Origin of the sequence: Sphingomonas psychrolutea (assembly GCF_014636175.1) — a bacterium.
GTDB classification, from domain to species: domain Bacteria; phylum Pseudomonadota; class Alphaproteobacteria; order Sphingomonadales; family Sphingomonadaceae; genus Sphingomonas; species Sphingomonas psychrolutea.
In genome coordinates this window covers 125,057-144,909 of the sequence record NZ_BMDW01000006.1, presented here as the reverse complement: position 1 = coordinate 144,909, position 19,853 = coordinate 125,057, and the positions used below count along the sequence as shown (strand labels likewise).

General features: G+C 65.2%; 17 protein-coding genes and 1 tRNA gene. 12 read left to right on the top strand and 6 right to left on the bottom strand.

Annotated features, from left to right (window positions below):
* Nucleotides 1-66 precede the first annotated feature (66 nt).
* The 8 genes from IEV62_RS06780 to IEV62_RS06745 all read left to right on the top strand — a co-directional run bounded on the left by IEV62_RS06780 (nt 67) and on the right by IEV62_RS06745 (nt 10,571).
* Nucleotides 67-1,623 (top strand): tryptophan halogenase family protein, encoded by a 1,557-nt coding sequence (locus IEV62_RS06780; RefSeq protein WP_229732870.1) that lies wholly within the window; start codon nt 67-69, stop codon nt 1,621-1,623.
* On the top strand, nt 1,620-3,431 hold the full coding sequence (locus tag IEV62_RS06775; protein ID WP_188446097.1) for an alpha-amylase family glycosyl hydrolase: 1,812 nt from the start codon (nt 1,620-1,622) through the stop codon (nt 3,429-3,431). Before IEV62_RS06780 ends, IEV62_RS06775 begins: the two co-directional genes overlap by 4 nt.
* The gene (locus tag IEV62_RS06770) at nt 3,428-5,071 is read left to right on the top strand and encodes an alpha-amylase family glycosyl hydrolase (RefSeq protein ID WP_188446096.1); all 1,644 of its coding nucleotides are present in this window, start codon (nt 3,428-3,430) and stop codon (nt 5,069-5,071) included. The genes IEV62_RS06775 and IEV62_RS06770 overlap by 4 nt, the downstream gene beginning before the upstream one ends.
* Nucleotides 5,068-7,170, top strand: coding sequence for a glycoside hydrolase family 97 protein (locus tag IEV62_RS06765; protein ID WP_188446095.1), 2,103 nt, complete (start codon nt 5,068-5,070; stop codon nt 7,168-7,170). Before IEV62_RS06770 ends, IEV62_RS06765 begins: the two co-directional genes overlap by 4 nt.
* 68 nt (nt 7,171-7,238) lie before the next feature.
* Entirely contained in the window at nt 7,239-8,186 is a 948-nt protein-coding gene (locus IEV62_RS06760; RefSeq protein ID WP_229732868.1) for an alpha/beta hydrolase, read from the top strand.
* Nucleotides 8,183-9,676: a tryptophan halogenase family protein gene (locus IEV62_RS06755; RefSeq protein WP_188446093.1), complete on the top strand. Its 1,494-nt coding sequence runs from the start codon at nt 8,183-8,185 to the stop codon at nt 9,674-9,676. Before IEV62_RS06760 ends, IEV62_RS06755 begins: the two co-directional genes overlap by 4 nt.
* A gap of 26 nt (nt 9,677-9,702) precedes the next feature.
* Nucleotides 9,703-10,077, top strand: a complete 375-nt coding sequence (locus IEV62_RS06750; RefSeq protein ID WP_188446092.1) for a thiol-disulfide oxidoreductase DCC family protein — start codon at nt 9,703-9,705, stop codon at nt 10,075-10,077.
* Nucleotides 10,074-10,571 carry a DUF427 domain-containing protein gene (locus IEV62_RS06745; protein WP_188446091.1) on the top strand — a complete coding sequence of 166 codons (498 nt, stop codon included), beginning with the start codon at nt 10,074-10,076 and terminating at the stop codon, nt 10,569-10,571. The genes IEV62_RS06750 and IEV62_RS06745 overlap by 4 nt, the downstream gene beginning before the upstream one ends.
* Nucleotides 10,572-10,574: 3 nt before the next feature.
* Here the strand turns inward: IEV62_RS06745 and IEV62_RS06740 are convergent, their stop codons facing one another.
* On the bottom strand, nt 10,575-11,894 hold the full coding sequence (locus IEV62_RS06740) for an ABC1 kinase family protein (protein WP_229732867.1): 1,320 nt from the start codon (nt 11,892-11,894) through the stop codon (nt 10,575-10,577).
* Between the two features lie 107 nt (nt 11,895-12,001).
* Here IEV62_RS06740 and IEV62_RS06735 point away from each other — a divergent pair, with 107 nt between their 5' ends.
* Nucleotides 12,002-12,940 (top strand): NAD(P)H-dependent flavin oxidoreductase, encoded by a 939-nt coding sequence (locus tag IEV62_RS06735; protein WP_188446090.1) that lies wholly within the window; start codon nt 12,002-12,004, stop codon nt 12,938-12,940.
* A gap of 16 nt (nt 12,941-12,956) precedes the next feature.
* Here the strand turns inward: IEV62_RS06735 and IEV62_RS06730 are convergent, their stop codons facing one another.
* From IEV62_RS06730 to IEV62_RS06715, 4 genes are all read right to left on the bottom strand, one after another.
* Nucleotides 12,957-14,099: a zinc-binding dehydrogenase gene (locus IEV62_RS06730; RefSeq protein WP_188446089.1), complete on the bottom strand. Its 1,143-nt coding sequence runs from the start codon at nt 14,097-14,099 to the stop codon at nt 12,957-12,959.
* Nucleotides 14,100-14,186: 87 nt separating this feature from the next.
* Entirely contained in the window at nt 14,187-14,582 is a 396-nt protein-coding gene (locus IEV62_RS06725; protein ID WP_188446088.1) for a hypothetical protein, read from the bottom strand.
* Nucleotides 14,579-15,643, bottom strand: a complete 1,065-nt coding sequence (locus IEV62_RS06720; protein WP_229732866.1) for a hypothetical protein — start codon at nt 15,641-15,643, stop codon at nt 14,579-14,581. Before IEV62_RS06720 ends, IEV62_RS06725 begins: the two co-directional genes overlap by 4 nt.
* A 169-nt stretch (nt 15,644-15,812) precedes the next feature.
* Nucleotides 15,813-15,899 (bottom strand) — tRNA-Leu (locus IEV62_RS06715).
* Between the two features lie 120 nt (nt 15,900-16,019).
* On the opposite strand from IEV62_RS06715, the gene IEV62_RS06710 reads away from it, so the two are divergent.
* The gene (locus IEV62_RS06710) at nt 16,020-17,384 is read left to right on the top strand and encodes an MATE family efflux transporter (RefSeq protein ID WP_229732865.1); all 1,365 of its coding nucleotides are present in this window, start codon (nt 16,020-16,022) and stop codon (nt 17,382-17,384) included.
* Here the strand turns inward: IEV62_RS06710 and IEV62_RS06705 are convergent.
* Entirely contained in the window at nt 17,356-18,072 is a 717-nt protein-coding gene (locus IEV62_RS06705) for an MJ0042-type zinc finger domain-containing protein (RefSeq protein WP_188446087.1), read from the bottom strand. The genes IEV62_RS06710 and IEV62_RS06705 overlap by 29 nt on opposite strands.
* Nucleotides 18,073-18,237: 165 nt before the next feature.
* Here IEV62_RS06705 and ftsE point away from each other — a divergent pair, with 165 nt between their 5' ends.
* Both ftsE and IEV62_RS06695 read left to right on the top strand, forming a co-directional pair.
* Nucleotides 18,238-18,957 (top strand): cell division ATP-binding protein FtsE, encoded by a 720-nt coding sequence (gene ftsE / locus IEV62_RS06700; protein ID WP_188446086.1) that lies wholly within the window; start codon nt 18,238-18,240, stop codon nt 18,955-18,957.
* Complete coding sequence (locus IEV62_RS06695; RefSeq protein WP_188446085.1) at nt 18,954-19,847, top strand: cell division protein FtsX; 894 nt, start codon at nt 18,954-18,956, stop codon at nt 19,845-19,847. The genes ftsE and IEV62_RS06695 overlap by 4 nt, the downstream gene beginning before the upstream one ends.
* Nucleotides 19,848-19,853 lie beyond the last annotated feature (6 nt).

Sequence of the window (19,853 nt, the reverse complement as noted above, 5' to 3'; positions counted from 1 at the left end):
CGTATGCATTGCCCCGGCCCGACTTTGGTCGGGCCGGGGCAAGCGGGTCCAAAGGTCTTCGGTGTGATGGAACGCGGCTCAGAGACCGGCGATATGACGGCCGCGCGATCCGCGATCCGGCGCGTCGTCATTGTCGGCGGCGGCACCGCGGGGTGGATGGCGGCCGCCGCGCTTGCGCGCTTCCTGCCAGCGGGGACCAGCATCGCTTTGGTCGAATCCGATGCGATCGGCACGGTCGGCGTCGGCGAAGCGACGATCCCGCAAATCCGTCTGTTCAATCAGGGGCTGGGGATCGACGAGGATGATTTTATCCGCGCGACGCAAGGGACCTTCAAGCTCGGCATCGAGTTCGTCGGCTGGTCGGGCGCGCCGGACGGGGTCGAGAGTCGCTACATCCATGCCTTCGGGACGATCGGGCGCGGGCTCGGGCTCGTGCCGTTCCACCAGCATTGGCTGCGGCATCGCAGCGGTGGCGGCGCGCGCGGGCTGTGGGATTTCTCGGCCAGCGCGCTGGCGGCGCAGCACGACCGTTTCGCGCGTGAATTGGGACGGCCCGATCTGCCGAGCGGAGTCGCCTGGGCGTTCCAGTTCGATGCCGGGCTCTATGCCGCATATTTGCGCAGCTATGCCGAGGCGCGCGGCGTGGTGCGGCACGAGGGGCGCGTCGTCGCGGTCGGGCAGGATGGCGAACGCGGTGACATCACTGGCGTCACACTCGACAGTGGCACGGAGGTGTCGGGCGATTTCTTCGTCGATTGCTCAGGCTTTCGCGGGCTGCTGATCGAACAGACGTTGCACGCCGGCTATGACGATTGGTCGGCGCTGCTGCCATGCGACCGCGCGCTGGCGGTGCCGTCGGCCAATGTCGGTGCGACGACACCCTATACGCGGGCGACAGCGCGTGAGACCGGATGGCAGTGGCGCATTCCGCTGCAGCATCGCACCGGCAACGGCCTCGTCTATTGCAGCGCGTTTCTCGACGATGCGCGTGCGGCCGACCTGTTGTTGGGCGGGCTCGATGGCAAGCCGCTCGCCGATCCGCGACCCTTATCCTTCACCACCGGGCGCAGGCGCAGCGCCTGGGTCAAGAATTGCGTCGCGCTCGGGTTGGCCGCCGGGTTTATGGAGCCGCTCGAATCGACCAGCATCCATTTGATCCAGGCGGGCATCGCCCGATTGTTGCAGCTGTTTCCGCAAGATTGCGACAGCAGCATCGAGGCGGCCGAATTCAACCGCCAGACGACGCGCGAATGGCGCGCGGTGCGCGATTTTCTGGTGCTGCATTATCATGCCAATGGCCGCGACGAGCCGTTCTGGCGCGCCTGCCGCGAAGCCCCGATTCCCGACAGCCTCGCGCACCGGATCGACCTGTTCCGCTCGACCGGCCGCTTGTTCCGCGAGGGCGAGGAGCTGTTCGCGGAACCCGGCTGGCTGCAAGTGCTGATCGGCCAAGGCGTGACGCCGCGACGCTACGATCCGCTCGCCGATGGCTTGCCGGCGGCGCAGCTTGACGAATTTCTGAGCCTCGCGCGGCGGCATGTCGAACAGGTCGTGGGCAGGATGCCGACGCACGACGCCTTTATCGCGGCGCATTGCGCTGCTTCGGACAGGATGGCCGCATGAGGATTCGCAAGAGGCTGCTCGCCGCGCTGCTGGCGCTCGCCGCCACGCCCGCCGCTGCGCAAACCGCGCCGTCCTATCGCGATCGTCTACCGCAGGACGAAGTGATCTATTTCGTGTTGCCCGATCGCTTCGCCAATGCCGACCCAACCAATGATCGCGGTGAACTGAAGGGCGATCGGCTCGCCACCGGCTTCGATCCGACCGCCAAGGGCTTTTATCACGGTGGCGATCTGAAAGGGCTGATCCGCCGGCTCGATTATATTCAGGGGCTTGGTGCGACAGCCTTGTGGGTCGGGCCGATCTTCAAGAACAAACCGGTGCAGGGCGCCAAGGGCCAGGAATCGGCGGGCTATCACGGCTATTGGATCACCGATTTTACGCAGGTCGACCCGCATCTGGGCAGCGATCATGATTTCAAGGCGCTGGTCGATGCGGCGCATGCGCGCGGGATGAAGGTCTATATGGACATCATCGTCAACCACACCGCCGACGTGATCAAATATCGCGAATGCGCGCCCGACCACTATTGCCCGTACCGCAGCCTCGGCGATTATCCGTACCAACGCCGTGGCGGCGTGACCGGCGCGGCGATCAACTCGGGGTTCGCGGGGCATAATGATGGCAGTGCCGCCAATTTCGCAAAGCTGACCGACCCGAATTATGCTTACACGCCCTACCTGCCCAAGGGCGAGGAACGCGTGAAAACCCCGGCGTGGCTGAACGACGTCACCTTGTACCACAATCGCGGCGATTCGACCTTTGCGGGTGAGAGCTCCACTCTCGGCGATTTCTCCGGGCTCGATGATCTGATGACCGAAAACCCCCACGTGGTGGCGGGCATGATCGAGATTTTCGGCGGTTGGATCGATCGATTCGGCGTCGATGGTTTCCGCATCGATACCGCGCAGCATGTGAACCCCGAATTCTGGCAAGCCTTCGTCCCCGCGATAAAGGCGCGCGCTGCGGCCAAGGGCATCCCGAACTTCCACATCTTCGGCGAAGTGGCGACGGGCGAGATGGATCCCGCGCGGCTCGCCACGCATACCCGTGTCGATGGGTTGCCCGCGGTGCTCGACTTCGCGTTCCAGCGCGCGTTGGTCGATACCGTCGGCGGCAGTGCCGGGACCGACGAATTGCGGCGACTGTTCTTCGCTGATCCGCTGTACGAAGGCGGTGCAGTGGGCGCGCTGCAATTGCCGACCTTCCTCGGCAATCACGATGCCGGGCGCTTCGCGATGTTCGTCAAGCGCGGCTTCCCCAAGGCAAACGACGACGAGCTGCTCCAGCGCGTCATCCTCGGCCATGCGATGCTGCTGACGCTGCGCGGGGTGCCGACGATCTATTCGGGCGACGAACAGGGTTTCGTTGGCAAAGGCGGCGATCAGGATTCGCGCGAGGACATGTTCGCCAGCAAAGTGGCGACCTATAACGACAATCGCCTCCTCGGCACCGCCAAGACGACCGCGACCGACAGCTATGACACCGCGCATCCGCTCTACCGCGCGATCTCCACGCTCGCGAAGCTCCGCGCCGAGCTCCCCGCGCTGCGCCGCGGCAAGCAAGTGCTGCGCGCCGATGGCAATAAGCCGGGCCTGTTCGCGGTGTCGCGCTTCGACCCCGAGACGGGCCGCGAAGTGGTGCTCGCGTTCAACACCGCGACCGCACCGGTGAGTGCGCAAATACTGGTCGAAACCCGCTCGACCGATTTCGTCGCGCGCCACGGCGACTGCGCGCCCAAGGCGAGCGCGCCGGGCAGCCTTTCGGTGACCGTTCCTCCCCTCGATTATGTGATCTGTACCGCGCAATGACCGCTCAACCGCTGCACCTTGCCGACACCCCACCCGAACCGCAGCCCGATCGCCCGTGGTGGCGAGGGGCTGCGATCTATCAAATCTATCCGCGCAGCTTTGCCGATTCGAACGGCGACGGCATCGGCGATCTTGCCGGGATCACCGCGCATCTCGATTATGTCGCGGCGCTCGGCGTCGACGGCGTGTGGCTGTCGCCCTTCTTCGCCTCGCCAATGAAGGATTTCGGCTATGATGTGGCGGATTACCGCGCGGTCGACCCGATCTTCGGCACGCTCGCCGATTTCGATGCTTTGGTCGCGCGCGCGCATACGCTCGGTCTCAAGATCATCATCGACCAAGTCTATTCACACACGTCGGACGCGCACGCCTGGTTCGCCGAGAGCCGCGCCGACCGGACCAACCCGAAGCATGACTGGTACGTCTGGGCCGATGCCAAGGATGACGGATCGCCGCCCAACAATTGGCAATCGGTGTTCGGCGGGCCCGCCTGGACGTGGGATGCACGGCGCGGCCAATATTATCTGCACAACTTCCTGAGCGCGCAGCCGCAGCTCAATCTGCACGCGCCGGCGGTGCAGGATGCTTTGCTCGACGTCGCGCGCTTCTGGCTGACGCGTGGCGTCGACGGGTTCCGCATCGACGCGATCAATTTCGCGATGTGCGATCCGCAATTGCGCGACAATCCGCCCGCCCCGGCCACCAATGGCGTGCGCACGCGGCCGTTCGATTTCCAGCGGCACGTGCATAATCAGTCGCACCCTGACATCCCGCTGTTTCTCGAACGGCTGCGCGCGCTGACCGATCGCTATGACGGCTGCTTCACCGTCGCCGAAGTGGGTGGGGCCGAGGCCGAGGTGGAGATGAAAAGCTTTACGCATGGGCAGCGGCGGCTGAACAGCGCCTATGGCTTCAACTTCCTCTACGCGCCTGCGTTGACGCCCGCGCTGGTGCGCGATGCGGTCGAGCAATGGCCCGATACCCCCGACATGGGCTGGCCGAGCTGGGCATTCGAGAATCACGATGCGCCGCGCGCGGTGTCGCGCTGGGCAAGCAGCGCCGATCGCGCGGCGTTCGCCCGCGCGAAAATGCTGCTGCTGGTCGCGCTGCGCGGCAATATCTTTCTGTATCAGGGCGAAGAGCTCGGGCTGACGCAAGTCGATATCCCGTTCGCGCGGCTACAGGACCCTGAGGCAATAGCCAATTGGCCGCTGACGCTGAGCCGCGACGGCGCGCGCACGCCGATGCCGTGGGTGGCAATAGCGCCGCAGCGCGGCTTTTCGAGCGTCGAGCCGTGGTTGCCGATCGGGGCGGACCACGCAGAACTCGCGGTCGATGTGCAGGCTGCTGCGCCCGATTCGATGCTGACGCTGACGCGCGATTTGCTGGCGCTGCGCCGCGCGCATCCGGCATTGCAAAGCGGCGACATTCAGGTGCTTGAGGCGGCGGACTCGCTACTCGTGTTCGAGCGCCGCGCGCCCGGGCAGACGCTGGTGTGTGTGTTCAATCTCGGCGCCGATCCCGTGACGTGGCGTCCGGCCGACCCGACTGCGTGGCGCATCTGCGCGTCGGTCAATCACGTGCAGGACTGGCAGTTCGGCGGCTATGCCGCGCTGATCGCCGAAAGGATTTCATCATGAAGACGACCCACATGCTCGCGCTCGCCGCCGCGCTCAGCGCGAGTGCCGCCGCGGCGCAGGACAAGCCGACCGTTCCCGCGCCCGTCGTCACCAACGAGACGATCAAGCCGCAACCCGCCGCCGCGATCCCCAGCGTCACCGCCACCTCGCCCGACGGCAGCATCGTGGTCACGCTGGCGACCGATGGCGAAGGCCATGCAAGCTATGCGATCACGCGCAAGGGCGAGACGATCGTCGCGCCGTCGCGGCTCGGTTTCCTGTTCACCGATGCACCCAAGCTCGACCGGCATTTGCAGATCGCGAAGGTCACGCGCGGCGCGTCCGATACGCGCTGGACCCAGCCATGGGGCGAATGGACGACGATCCGCGACAACCACAGCGAACTGCGCGTGCATCTGCAGGAAACCAGCCCGCCCGGCCGCAGCCTCGATGTCGTGTTCCGGATCCAGAATGACGGTGTCGGCTTCCGCTACGAATTTCCCGAGCAAGCGGGCGGCAAGCCGGTCAATATCGCCGAGGAACTGACGCAATTCGCCTTTGCGGCAGACGCGACCGCGTGGTGGAAGCCCGCGTTCGAATGGAACCGCGAGGAATATCTCTACAATCGCACCCCGCTTCGCGCGGTCGGCACCGCCGCCACGCCGATCACCTTGAAGCTGGCCAGCGGCACGCACGTCGCGCTGCACGAAGCCGCGCTGATCGATTATGCGGGCATGGCGGTGGCCAAGGTCGGCGACAGCAACACGCTGAAAGCGGTGCTGACGCCGGGTTCGGGCGCGCCGAAGGTCACGCGGACGGGGCCGTTCACGACGCCGTGGCGCACGCTGATCATCGCCGACGACGCGCCGGGCCTGTACATGAGCCACCTCGAACTCAACCTCAACGAACCCAATAAATTGGGCGACGTCAGCTGGGTCAAACCCGGCAAGTTCGTCGGCGTGTGGTGGAACATGATCACCGGAAAATGGAGCTGGGCGACGGGACCGAAGCACGGCGCGACCACCGCCAACGTCAAAACCTATATCGATTTCGCATCCGCCAACCGCATTCCCGGCGTGCTGGTCGAGGGGTGGAATGTCGGGTGGGATGGCGACTGGTTCGGCAATGGCAATGCGATGCAATTCGACACCCCGACCCCCGATTTCGATGCCGCCGCGCTGATGCGCTATGCGAAAGCGAAGGGCGTCTATCTGATCGGCCATAACGAGACCGGCGGCTCGGCCAGCCATTACGACAGTCAGCTCGACCGCGCCTTTGGCTATGCCCGCGATCACGGCATTCCGGTGGTGAAGACGGGGTACGTCACCGATGCCGCCGAGATCGAGCGCGTCGATGCCGATGGCAGCCAGCACCGCGAATGGCATGAGGGGCAGTGGATGGTGAATCACTATCTGCGCGTCGTCACCACTGCAGCAAAGTATCACGTGTCGATCGACAGCCATGAGCCGGTCAAGGACACGGGTCTGCGCCGTACCTACCCCAATTGGGTCGCGCGCGAGGGGTCGCGCGGGATGGAATATAATAGCTGGCCGGGCAAGAACCCGCCCGAGCATGAGGCGAATTTGATCTTCACGCGGATGTTAGAGGGGCCGATGGATTTCACCCCCGGCGTGCTGAGCCTGAAAGGATCGGATGACAGCGATTTGCTATCGACCGAGGCCAAGCAATTGGCGCTCTACGTCGTGCTTTATTCGCCGGTCGTGATGGCGGCAGATACGCCCGAGCAATATGCCAAGCACATGCCGGCCTTCCAGTTTATCCGCGACGTGCCGACCGATTGGTCTGACACGCGCGTGCTGAACGGCGAAGTCGGCGATTATGCGACGATTGCGCGAAAGGATCGCAAATCGGACGATTGGTATCTCGGCAGCGTGACCGACGAGAACGCGCGCACGCTCACGGTGTCGCTCGATTTCCTCGAGGCCGGACGGCGTTATACCGCGCAAATTTATCGCGACGGCCCGGACGCCGATTATCGCACCGACAAGCGCCATGCGATGACGATCGAAACGCGCGCCGTAAAGCGCGGCGACACGCTCAGCCTGCCGCTCGCACCCGGCGGCGGCATGGCGGTGCGCTTCGTGGCGGCGAAGAAGTGATGTTCCCCCAACTTCCCACCCCGGCGAAGGCCGGGGCCCAGTTGCGCAGGTCCTGGTTACGAAGCGCAGTGTCCGAAGCATCGACGCTGCGGAACTGGGCCCCGGCCTTCGCCGGGGAAGCGGTGTTGGTGGCGCTGCTTTTGCTCGCATTGCTGATCCCGCTGCGCGCCAATGCGCAGGATGCCGGACGCTTCGTCACGATCGACGCCGCGCCCTCGGTCAACATCACGCCCCCGCGCGTCACCATCTGGCTGCCGCCGGGTTATGATGCGGGCAACCGGCGCTATGGCGTCGTCTATATGCATGACGGGCAGAATCTGTTCGATCGCAAGCGTTCAAGCTTCGACAAGGTGTGGGCAGCGGACAAATCCGTGCTGCGGCTGGTGGCGGCCGGCAAGATCGCGCCGGTCATCATCGTCGGTGTCGATGAACCGGGTCAGGCGCGCTATCGCCAATATTTCCCGCAAGCGCTCTATGCCGCCGCCTCGCCCAAATTGCGCGCCGAGATCGAGCAGAGCGCCAAGGGCCCGCTGACCGGCGACGCCTATCTGCGCTTCCTGACCGACGAATTGAAACCGATGATCGACCGTAGCTATCGTACCCGAAGTGATGCCGCGCACACGGCGGTGGTCGGGTCGAGCATGGGCGGGTTGATGTCGTGCTACGCCTTTATCGAGCGGCCCAAGGTGTTCGGGCGTGCCGGGTGCGTATCGACGCATTGGCCGCTGACCTTCGGCCTGATGCTGATGCCGGGTGACGAGCGACCGGCGCTGTGGAAAGCGTATCTAACGCAGCATCTTGGCAAGCCGAACGGGCGGCGGCTGTGGATGGACCACGGCGACAAGACGCTCGATGCCGCGTACCCGCCTTTTCAAGCACTGATCGATCAGGATGTTGCGGCCCTCGGGTGGCAGAAGGGCCGCGATTTCGAAAGCCGCGCCTATCCTGGCGCCGAGCATGAGGAAAACGCCTGGGCGGCGCGGCTCGACGAGATTTTTGGCTGGCTTCTGAAGTGACGTCGTCGCCTGCTAGTCACCGCATCGTCATCCTCGGCGGCGGTACGGCGGGGTGGATGGCGGCGAACTTGTTCGCGCATGCTTGGCCGAGTGCATCGGTTACCGTGATCGAAAGCCCCGAGATCGGGATCATCGGCGTCGGGGAGGGATCGACCCCGCAATTGAAGGCGTTCTTCGACCGATTGGGCATTGCCGAGGCGGAGTGGATGCCGGCCTGCAACGCAACCTACAAGAACGGCATCGCCTTTCACGGCTGGTCCGAGCGAGCGGGTTACGACGGGTATTTCCACCCCTTGCCTAGCCCGCTTGATCTCCACACCGCGCCTGCCTTTTTCGATGCGACGCGGCAGCGGCGGCATGGGCAGGACGTATGGGCGCACCCCGACCGCTTCTTCCTGCCCGCGCGGCTGGCGGCTGAGCGGCTCGCCCCGATTGCCGCCGAAGCGTTTCCGCTGGGACCAGCCTATGGCTATCATTTCGACGCGCACTTGGTGGGCGCGTTCCTGCGCGATCATGCGGTCAAGCAAGGCGTGGTGCATCTCGAACGCCGCATCGTCGAGGTCGCGGTGGCGGATGGGGTGGTGACGCATCTCGTCGCAGAGGGTGGCGAGCAGATCGACGGCGACCTGTTCGTCGATTCGAGCGGCTTTCGCGCGGTGATCCACCAGGCCGCGCTCGGCGTGCCGTTCGTGTCGTTCGGCGAAAATCTGTTCAACGACAGCGCGGTGGTGATGCCGACTCCGGCTGACCCGACCGGCACCGCCTCCGCCACGCGCGCTACTGCGCTGAGAGCGGGCTGGGCGTGGGACATCCCGCTGACCAGCCGCACCGGCAATGGCTATGTCTACGCGTCGTCTTACTGCTCGAAGGACGAAGCCGAGGCCGAACTCCGCGCGCATCTCGGCGTGGGCGACGAAGGGACCGCCCGGCATCTGTCGATGAAGGTCGGGCGCGTCGCCGAGACCTGGGTTGGCAACAGCCTCGCCGTTGGCCTGTCACAGGGGTTCATCGAACCGCTCGAGGCAACTGCGCTGCACATCGTGCAGGCAACGGTCGAGGGGTTCATTCAGGCCTATGAAGCGGGCGGCTTTACCCCAGCCAACCGCGATGCCTTCAACACGCGCATCGCCGCGCGTTATGACGGGATCCGCGATTATATCGTGTGTCATTACCGGATGAACCGGCGCAGCGACACGGCCTATTGGCGCGATAATGCCGCGAACGATCGCCTGTCCGATTCGCTCAAAAGCATCATCACCTGCTGGTTCATCGGCGGCGATCTTGAGGCCGAGATCACGCAGCAGGGCATTGCAGGCTATTATGCCGCAACCTCGTGGCATTGTCTGTTCGCGGGCTACGGCGTTTATCCCGAAACTGCGCCGAATCCAGCGGGTCCGGGGTCGACCGATATGGCTGCGATCGATGATTTCCTGCGCCGAGCCGCGCGCAATTTTGGCGACCACCGTGCCGCGCTTGCCGCCTTGGGCTAGCCGCGCGCCTGTGCGATAGCGTCGGCATGGACCAACACACAACATCCGCTTTGACGGTGTGGCACGACGGTGCCTGCCCGTTGTGTCGCCGCGAGATCGCGGTGATGCGGCGGCTCGATCGGGCCGGGGCGATCGATTTCATCGATGTCGCCGCTGAGGATGCGGCTTGCCCGATCGACCGCCGCGACTTGCTCGCCCGCTTCCACGCGCGCGAGAATGGCGTGCTGCTGTCGGGTGCGGCGGCGTTCGCGGCGATGTGGCGCGCGATTCCGCTGCTGCGCCCGCTCGGCCTTGCCGCGCGTTCGCCGATCGTGCTGGCGGGGCTGGAGCAGCTCTATCTGCTGTTCCTCCGCGCGCGGCCGCTGCTGCAGCGCACGATGCGAAAGTGGGAGCGGACATGACCTGGCCCACGCCTGATCCCGTCCTGCCGGGGCAGGAAAGCGTCTGGTCCTTCCCGCGTCCGGCGATCTGCGAACCCACGCTTGCGCACATCACAATCGAACATCGAACGCTAAATGTTGCAAACACGACCGCCAGCATCCGCACGCTCGAAACAAGCCATCCCCCCAGTTATTACATCCCCCCCGCCGACATCCGCCCCGGCGTGCTGCGCCGCGGCGCGGGGAGTTCATTCTGCGAGTGGAAGGGGCAAGCGGTCTATTGGGACGTCGTGCTCGACGGCGAGGTGCTGCCCGCGGTCGCCTGGAGCTACCCCAATCCCTCGCGCAGCTTTGCAATGCTACGCGATCATGTCGCTTTTTATGCGCACGCGTTCGATCGCTGCAGCGTGAACGGCGAGACCGTCGTGCCGCAGCCGGGCGGGTTTTACGGCGGCTGGATCACCAGCGCGGTGGCGGGACCGTTCAAAGGCATCCCGGGTAGCCGGCTCTGGTAGCGGCTACAAATAGCGATCGAGCAAGGCGCGCAGATCGACCCGCGCCTTGAGCCGCGCCGCCAGCCAATAGCTGCCGCCAAGCTTGCGTTGCACGAACAGCGTCTCAACCGGGGGGACGCGCCACGCGCTACGGTCCGACGCCAGCGCGAGGCCACGCCCGCGCATCGATTGGATCCAGCGCGAATCGCCGAAATCGAACGCGCCCTCCTGCAGCAACATGCCGGCGCTGAGATCGAACAAAGCGAGGACTTCGTCGCTATGCGCCGTCGGGGTCGCGGCATCGAACAGCCCGAACCCCTCGAGCGCCGTCAGCGCCGCTGCCCGGTCGCCATCAAGCACCGCGCGCAGCATTTGGCGGTAGAGATTGGCGATCTCGGGGGCGATTTCGCGCGTCGCGCCGAAATCGAGCAAGACGATCTTCCCGGTCTCCGCGTCATAGCGGTAATTGGCAAGGTTGGGGTCGGTCTGCATCAGGCCGAAGTCAAACAGTTCGCGCAACACCAAATCGAGCATCCGCCCCGCCACCGCATCGCGTTCGGCTTGCGGGCGGTCGGCCAGCGACTCGATCGGCACGCCCTCGGCATAGGACATCGTCAGGATCGTCGGGGTCGACAGCGCGGGCAGGAAATCGGGGACGTGGAAATGCGGATCGCCCGCCAGCAAGGCGCCAAAGCGCGCGAGGCATTCCCCCTCGCGCGTGTAATCGGCCTCGTCGCGCAACTGCACCTTGGCGATGGCGAGCAAGGGCGCAAGGTTGAGCTCCTTGGGCACCAGCCCCGACAAGCGCAGCAACGTCGCGACATTGTCGACATCGCTGTCGATGCTCTGCGCGACGCCGGGATATTGGACCTTGATCGCCAGATTTTGCCCGTCGTGTGTCCGGCCGCGATGGACCTGGCCGATCGAGGCGGCGGCGATCGGATTGGCATCGAAGGCTGCGAGCTTGCTTTGCCAATCCGCACCCCACTCAGCCGCCAGCACCGCGCCGAGTTGCCGCGCGGGCATCGGTTCGGCATCGGCGCGCAAGCGCGCGAAGATCTCGGATAATTCGGGCGGCAGCAGATCGCCCGAATCGAGCGACACCAATTGCCCCAATTTCATCGCCGCGCCGCGCAGCTTCGCCAGCCGATCGGTGACGCGCACGACGTTGCCGGGAGTGAGCAGTAAATCGCCGAACGCCGGGCGCTTGCCGCTGGCGAGTTGCCGCGCGCCTTCGCCGATCATGCCCCCGGCGACGCCCACCGCCAGCCCACCGAAGCGCGACAGCCGGGCAAGGCGACCGGTCGGGACGGCGCTGCCGCTGCGGGGGATGGGAGGTTTCAAAAGCGTCGGCCTCTACGCGCGGCGGATCATACCGACCTGTCGTGTCGCTATAGCACCGCTGCCAATTGCCGCTACAAGCAAGCGGACCGTTTGAAAGGGTGTTCGCCATGAACCGTTTCCTCGCCCATACCGGCGCACGCTATCCGATTGTTCAGGCGCCGATGGGCTGGATCGCGCGTTCGGCGCTGGCATCGGCTGTGTGCGAGGCTGGGGGCCTGGGCATCATCGAGACTTCGTCGGGCGAAACCGCGATTTGTCAGGCCGAAATTCTCAAGATGGCCGCGTTGACCGATGCGCCGTTCGGGGTGAATTTGCCGATCCGCTTCCTCAAGGACGAAGCGATGCTCGATTTCATCTGCACCTCGGGGGTGAAATTCGTAACCACCTCGGCGGGCAGTCCGGCCAAGTTCGTCGGCCCGCTGAAAGCCGCCGGAATCGTCGTCTATCACGCCGTGCCGACGGTCGATGCCGCGCTGAAGAGCGTCGCGGCGGGGGTCGACGGGTTGATCGTCGAAGGCGGCGAGGGTGGCGGGTTCAAGAATCCCGAGGAAGTCTCGACGCTGGTCCTGCTCCAGGCGATTCGCCGCGTCACCGACGTGCCGATGGTTGCGGCGGGCGGGATTTGCGATGGCAACGGCATGGCGGCGGCCTTCGCTTTGGGCGCGGAAGCGGTGCAGATGGGCACGCGCTTCGTGGCGTCGGCGGAAAGCCCGGTGCATCCAGGCTTCAAACAAGCGATCCTCGACGCTAAGGAAACCGGCACCTTCATGCTCAACACCAAATCGACGCCGTGCATCCGCGCGCTGAAAACCGCGCGCACCACCGCGATCCACGAAGCCGGGCTGATGCCCGCCGACACCTTCGCGCGGATTCAGGAACTGTATTTCGCCGGCGACATGGAGGCATCGGTCGGTCTGGCGGGTGAAAGCGCCGGGTTGATCGACGAGGTCCGCAGCGCGCGCGACATCATCCACGACATGGTCGGCGAATTTCACGGCATCTGCGCGCGGATGGGGGCGATGGCGACGGCGGCCGATTTCGGTTAGCCGCCGCCCGCTATCCTCACGCCTTGTGCGGGCAGATCAGATATTTGGACCCGGTCGCACGCTTGGCATAAGCCGCGAAAATCTCCGGCTGCAGTGCCTCGGTGAGCGAGATTTCGTGCGTGTAATGACTGGCGAAGGTCGTCGTCAGTTCGGCGACGACGCGGTCCTTCAACGCCTGCACCGCCTGCGGCCCGATCTTGACCAGGAACGGCGTCAGCAAAAACCCGCCGAGCGCCCAGCTGAACCCGAAATTGCGGTTGAGCGTGGTCGGCGCGAGATCGAGCCCGCCATAGATATAGACTTGCTTGAACGTGTCGGAGCCATAGCGGCTGTAGGTCGTCATGCGCTTGACCGCGGCGGCCTCCATGCAACTCAGCAATTGCCCGGCAAGCTTGCCGCCGCCGATCGCATCGAAGGCGAGCGTCGCGCCGGTTTCGACCATCATTGCGGTCAGCGTGTCGAGGAAATCGGGCGCGCTCGAATCGGCGACATGCACCGCACCGATGCCGCGCAGCAGCTCGGCCTGCGCCGGGCTGCGCACGACATTGACGAGCGGAATGCCGTCCTTCGCGCAGATCTTGACGAGCATGTGCCCGAGGTTGGAGGCGGCGGCGGTGTGGACCAGCGCGCTATGGCCCTCGCGGCGCATCACCTCGGTCATCGACAAAGCGGTGAGCGGATTGACGAAGCACGATGCGCCGTCGGCGGGCGCAGTGCCATCGGGCAGGACCAGGCAATCGGCGACGCGCAGCGTGCGGTACTGCGCATACATCGCCCCGCCCAGCATCGCGACGGTCTTGCCGAGCAGCGCCTGCGCCGCCGGGGACGCGCCCGCCGCGATCACCACGCCAGACCCTTCATTGCCGACCGGCATCGCCTCCCCGATCCGCCCCGCCATCGCGCGCATTCCTGGCGCTGGTACGTCGGCGGTGACGAGCGGTTGGCCGTCGCGCGTCGCGACCTGCGCGGTGGAAAGGTCGCCCGCGCCAAACAACAGGCCGAGATCGGACGGGTTGATCGGCGTGGCGAGTACCTTGACCACCACCTGATCCTCGCGCGGCTCGGCGGCCGGCTGATCGACCAACGACACCTCAAGCTTGCCCTCTGCGGTGACGAGCGAAAGCAATTGCAGCCCGTGCTGCGGGATCGGGTCGGTCATGATTGGCTCTCCTGTGTAATCGGGTGTTTGGCCCGACATGCCACCGGCGGGCGATCGGGGCTACTGCGAAGACGCTCGGCGCTCGCCTCAGTCTCCGGTGATCTCGCCATCTTCGTCCGGGAGCTTGGCTTTCACCTGACCGCGACGCGCCGCCTGTATCTCATCCTCGATCTCGAAGAGCAGCGCGTATCCCTCGTCGGTTTTACCGTTGGTATCGTCCTGATCGGCGGCAAACAGCGCTTTGGCGCGCGCCGCCAGATCGATGAGCTTGGCGTAACGCTCCTCGCCAAGTTTTTTGCGGACGAGCGCGAAGCCCTGCGTGAGCTTATTGAATTCGCTGTCGATGTTGCGGCCAGGGAAATCGCCAAGCCGATCAACGAAGGTTGGAGCCCCGAGGATCATCGAGCCAAGCGTGTCGTAAATCTCGCTAAGAGATGCCGGAATATAGGGCTTAGGATTGAAGTATGGGTTCGGTCCGCTCATCGTTTGGTCTCCGGACGGGCAATGACATAGGTGTGGTTAGCGCCGAGCTGGCGCGGGCGAATGATGACGACGCGACTCGGCCTGAAGTCGGTGCTGAAAAAGCCGCGCACCTGTGCCGTTCCCAATGTTTTGCGGGTGAGCGTCACGTCGAACGCGACGTCCTTTACCCGCGCATCGGGGCGGCGATAGGTGGTGTCGGTTCCAGAACTGTCATCCTCACGCCGGTTCACGCGAACAGGTCCCTTACCAGCAGAATCGATGCCGAATCGAGCATAACGCTCGCGCAGTTCCTCCCGAACCCGTCGGTCTATGTAATTACCAAGCGCTTCTTGCTCGGACAGTCGCGGCGAGAGGCGCCCGGCTTTGAGCAGGCTCAGTCCGTCCTCGTAGGCGTTGTCGGTGCGTCGCTGCACGAAGCGGAGCGTCTCGACTTGAAGCAGCCGATAGTCGCCCTGTACGCGTGCAACAGTAGCAACACGCTGAAAACGCAGGTCGTTTACCTTCGCGGTCAAACCTTGCAGCGTGACGATCGGCGTTCGGAACGCATCGGTCGGGACAATCTCGTCATAGTGCCACTTCGGATCGAAAGCCTTAATCTGTGCGGTGAGGCGCTTTGACTGGTCCTGCAGGAACTCCACCATTGATCTGTTAGCGGGTCCGGTGAAATCGAATAGATTGTCGGCTACGGCAAGGATGGTGCCACCTGGAGATGTTCGTAGTCCCGGAAAGGATTCTTCGAGCGTCATGGGGTCTTCGAAGGCCCGACTGTTGCTGCCGCGTCCCATCGCCGGACCCGGACGCGTTGGCGGGCGTGCCTGTCGCCCCGCCGGAGCCAAAGTGTCGATGCCCTGAATTTCTTCCTTATCGTCCGCGCTTCCCGCTCGGGCCGCATGCTTCACTCTTACCGGTGCTGATCGCCGGAAGCGATCACTCGCGGGACCTGCGATACCACCGGGCGCAAAGGTGAAGCGCCCATTGCGTTGATCATGGTAGGGATTAAACTTGAATTCGACGCGGTCCGCGCTGGCTGCTTCGGCAATCGGAACCTTGCCCGTCCGCAATCATATCGCGAATGCGCGCCGGCGTTCGTCATATGATAGATGAGTCATGCTGCTCTCCGCTGTTTAGGCGGCGAGAACATTTGAGCAACATTTTCCAACTTGTCAACGCAAGGGGGACGCACGACGAGGGGTTTCACCCCGCCTGCCCCCAGCATCCCTCAGAAAAAAATGGTGCGGCCGAGAAGACTCGAACTTCCACGGGCTTTCGCCCACAACGACCTCAACGTTGCGCGTCTACCAGTTCCGCCACGGCCGCACGTAACATCGCCGGGCACGCCCGGCAGCTGGTAGGGGAGCGCCCCTAGCAAAGGCTTGGGCGGGGCGCAACGCCAATCGCGCCCTATCGGCAGTGACCCGATCCGGGTAGCACGCGGCAATGTCCGAACAGCGCCGCTCGCTTTGGTCCGCTGAGACCCGCCGTTTGCTCGCGCTCGCGTGGCCAGTGATGCTCACCAGCCTCAATTGGACGATCCTGAGCGTGACCGACATCGTCGTTGTCGGGCTGACCGGAACCGATCAGGTCGCGGCGCTCGGCGCGAGTCGCGCGCTGACTTTCGTCACGATCGTCGCGGGGCTGGCGTGGCTGTCGGGCACGCTGGTCTTCACCGCGCGCGCCGATGGGGCGGGGGATTTGCCGAAGACCGGCGCGACGCTGCGCGATGGGTTGGTGCTGGCGGTCTTGCTCGGGTTGCTCGGGGCGCTGGGGTTCGGACTGTTTGCCGAATCACTGCTCGGCGGGATCGGCGTTGCTCCTGCCTTGGTCGTGCCGGCGGCGCGCGTCGTGCGCGTCATGGCGCTATCCTATCCCTTCCAGCTGACGATGATCGCGGCGAGTTTTTTCCTGGAGGGGATCGCGCGGCCACAGCGGGTGATGGTGGTCAATCTGGCGATCCTGCCGCTGAATGCGCTGCTCGCCTGGGCGTGGTCAGGCGGGCATCTCGGTCTGCCTGCGCTGGGTGCGGTCGGCGCGGCGGTGGCGACGGCGACCGCCTCGGCGATCGGGGCGGTGCTGATGCTGGCGGCGGCGTGGACGACGCCGCGCGCGCGCGAACGTGGGGTGCGCGACCTGTCGGGTACGGCGTGGGCGGCCGCTGTGCCCGGGGCAGTCCGGTTGGCGACGTTCGGGGCCATTCCCGCGCTCGCCTCGGGGCTGGAGCTCGCCGGCTTCTCAATCCTGATCGCGCTGTCGACTGGGTTCGGGCCGGTAACGGCGCATGCCTTTCAGATCGTGTTTTCGGTGCATAACGTCACGTTTGGCGTCGCTTTGGGGCTTGGGTCGGCGGCCGGGGTGCGCGTGGGCAATGCCGTGGGCGAGGGGACCCCGGCGCTCGCGATCCCGCGCACGCTGATCGCGGTCGGGCTGGCGGCGTTGTTCACCGCGGTGCTGGCGGTGCTGATCGTCGTCGCGCGCGGGCCGATCGTCGCGGCGTTTCCGGCAGCGGCAGGGGTCCATGAGATAGCTCTGGCGATGCTGCCGGTATGGGCGCCGTTCATCCTGTTCGATGGCGTGCAAGTGGTGATCGTCTATGCGCTGCGCTCACTCGGCGACCAGGTCGCGGCGGGGGTGAACAGCATCGCGGCGTTCTTCGTCGTGACCGGCGGTGCGGGCTGGTTGTTCGTACACAGCGGCGCCGGGCCGATCGGCTTGGTCTATGCCTCGGGTCTGGGCATGGTCGCCGCGGCGATATTGCACGGCGCGCGCTTTGGCCTGGTCAGCTGGCGACTTCGCCGGAAAAGCTGAGCACGAGTTCCTGCGCATTGACCGGCACGTCGATTTTCGCGCTGTTGAACTGGATTTGCGCTTTGGGTGCGAGCGTTGTCGTCTCGGGCCGGATCATCCAGCTGAACACGATTCGCTTCTGCGCATCGCGCAAATCGGCGCGAATGTCGGGGACGGCCTGGCGCGTGTCGGTTGGGTTGAGCACGGTCCCGCTGACTGCGAAAATCTCGTTACCGTTGAAGGTGTGCCGGTCGACCGGTTTGGAGACGAGTTTCAACGGCGTCGGCGCGACCGGACGAAACAGGTCACCCGCAAAGCCCGGCGCATCCGAATAGAGCAGCCCGCCGACACCCGCGAGCATCGCCGTCCCTGCAGCGAACGCCGCCATCGTCCAGCGCCGTGCCGGGTTACGGCGCGGGCGGAAGGGTGGTTCATGCGCGAACGCGTCATAATCAGGATAGGAACCGGGCGGGGCGATTTCGGGTGGTGGCTCGGCCCGAAAGGACTGCGACTGCGGCTGCGGCGCGGTCGGCGCGGGCACCAGCACGGGCGGAACATGTTCGGCGCGGGCGACCAGATCGAGCACCGGAACGCCCGCCTGAAACCAGCTATGTTTGCAGCTGGCGCAGCGCACCGTGCGCCCATCCGCCCCGATCGAAGCGTCGGGGACGAGATATCGCGTGTGGCACTCGGTACATTCGAGGATCATATGCGCGTCTTGGCTCCGTTCGTGAGCGCTGGCAACATGGTGAATCTACGCGGGGTAGCGCAGGGTAGGCAAGCGGTTGCGCACCTGCGCGCTTGTCGCAGGTGTCGCGATCGTGCGATGCAGGGCGCGGGGCATCAGATACTAAAGCGAGCAATGCGCGCCGCCATGGCGAATATCGTCCAGTTTGAGAATGTGGGGCTGCGCTACGGCAGCGGCCAGGAGACGCTGTCCGACGTCAGCTTCACGCTGTCGACCGGTGCGTTCTATTTTTTGACGGGTGCAAGCGGCGCCGGGAAAACCTCGCTGCTCAAGCTGCTCTATCTGTCGCAGCGCCCGACGCGTGGCAGCATCAAGCTGTTCGGTGAGGATGCGGTCACGTTGCCGCGCGCGCGCTTGCCCGGGTTTCGGCGGCGGATCGGCGTGGTGTTTCAGGATTTCCGGCTCGTCCCGCATTTGTCGGCCTATGACAATATCGCACTCCCCTTGCGCGTGTCGGGCGTTCCCGAAAGCGATGTCGAGGCACCGGTGCGGGAGATGCTCGCCTGGGTCGGGCTGTCCGACCGCGTCGAGGCCAAGCCGCCGACGCTGTCGGGCGGCGAGCAGCAGCGCGTGGCGATTGCGCGCGCGGTGATCGGCCGCCCCGAAATCCTCGTCGCGGACGAGCCGACCGGCAACGTTGATCCCGACATGGCCGAGCGGCTGCTCCATCTGTTCGATTCGCTCAACCGGCTCGGCACGACAGTGGTGGTGGCAACGCACGATTTCCACCTGCTTGGGCGCATTCAGAACGCGCATATGATGCGGCTCGACAAGGGCCGGTTGCTCGATCCTACAGGATCGTTGCGCTTCCCCCCACCCAATGCGCCTTCGGGAAACCCGGAATGAGCGTGGCGATGATCGCATCGGCGGCGGACCGGCGCTTGCTCGACGAGAGCCGCGGGACGCGCGCGATGACGTGGATCATGGCGATCATGCTGTTTCTGACGGTGCTGGCCGGGGCGCTCGGGCTCGGTACGCTGAGCGCGGCGGTGTTGCTGGACCGGCAATTGGCCGGGCGGCTGACGGTGCAGATTGTCGAGGCGGTCGAGGCGAAGCGTACCAACCAGACTGCGCTTGCGCTTGCGGCGTTGCGGGCGAGTCCCGAGGTGACGCGCGCGGTCGAGGTCGATCATGCCAAACTCGCGATGCTGTTACGCCCGTGGCTTGGCACCGACGGCGCCGATCCCGATTTGCCGATCCCGGCGATGATCGATGTCGATCTGGGTGTCGCAAGCGATGCAGCGGTCGCGCGGGTCAGCGCCGCGGTGCGCGTCGCGGCACCATCCGCGCGGATCGACCGGCACGAAAGCTGGATGTCGCCGGTCCGTGATTTCATGGCGATGGTAACGTGGCTTGCCGCCGCGCTCGTCCTGCTGATGGCGGCGGCGACGGCGGCGGTGGTGATTCTGGCGGCGCGCGCCGGGCTCGAGACGCATCGCGACACGATCGAAGTGCTGCACATGCTGGGATCGACCGATGTGCAGGTGGCGCGGCTGTTTCAGCGCCGGATTGCGATCGATACGTTGCTCGGCGGGGTGATCGGGACGGTGATCGCGATCGGCGTTATCGCGTTGGTCGGCTTGCAATTGGCGGCCTTAGGATCGGATTTGCTCGCCGGGCTCAGCTTGGGCGCCCGAGACTGGATGATCCTCGGCGGGCTGCCGGTTGCGTTCGCGGTGCTGGCGACGCTCGCGGCACGCCAGGCCGTCCTCACCGCACTCGGCCGGTATCTGTGATCCTGC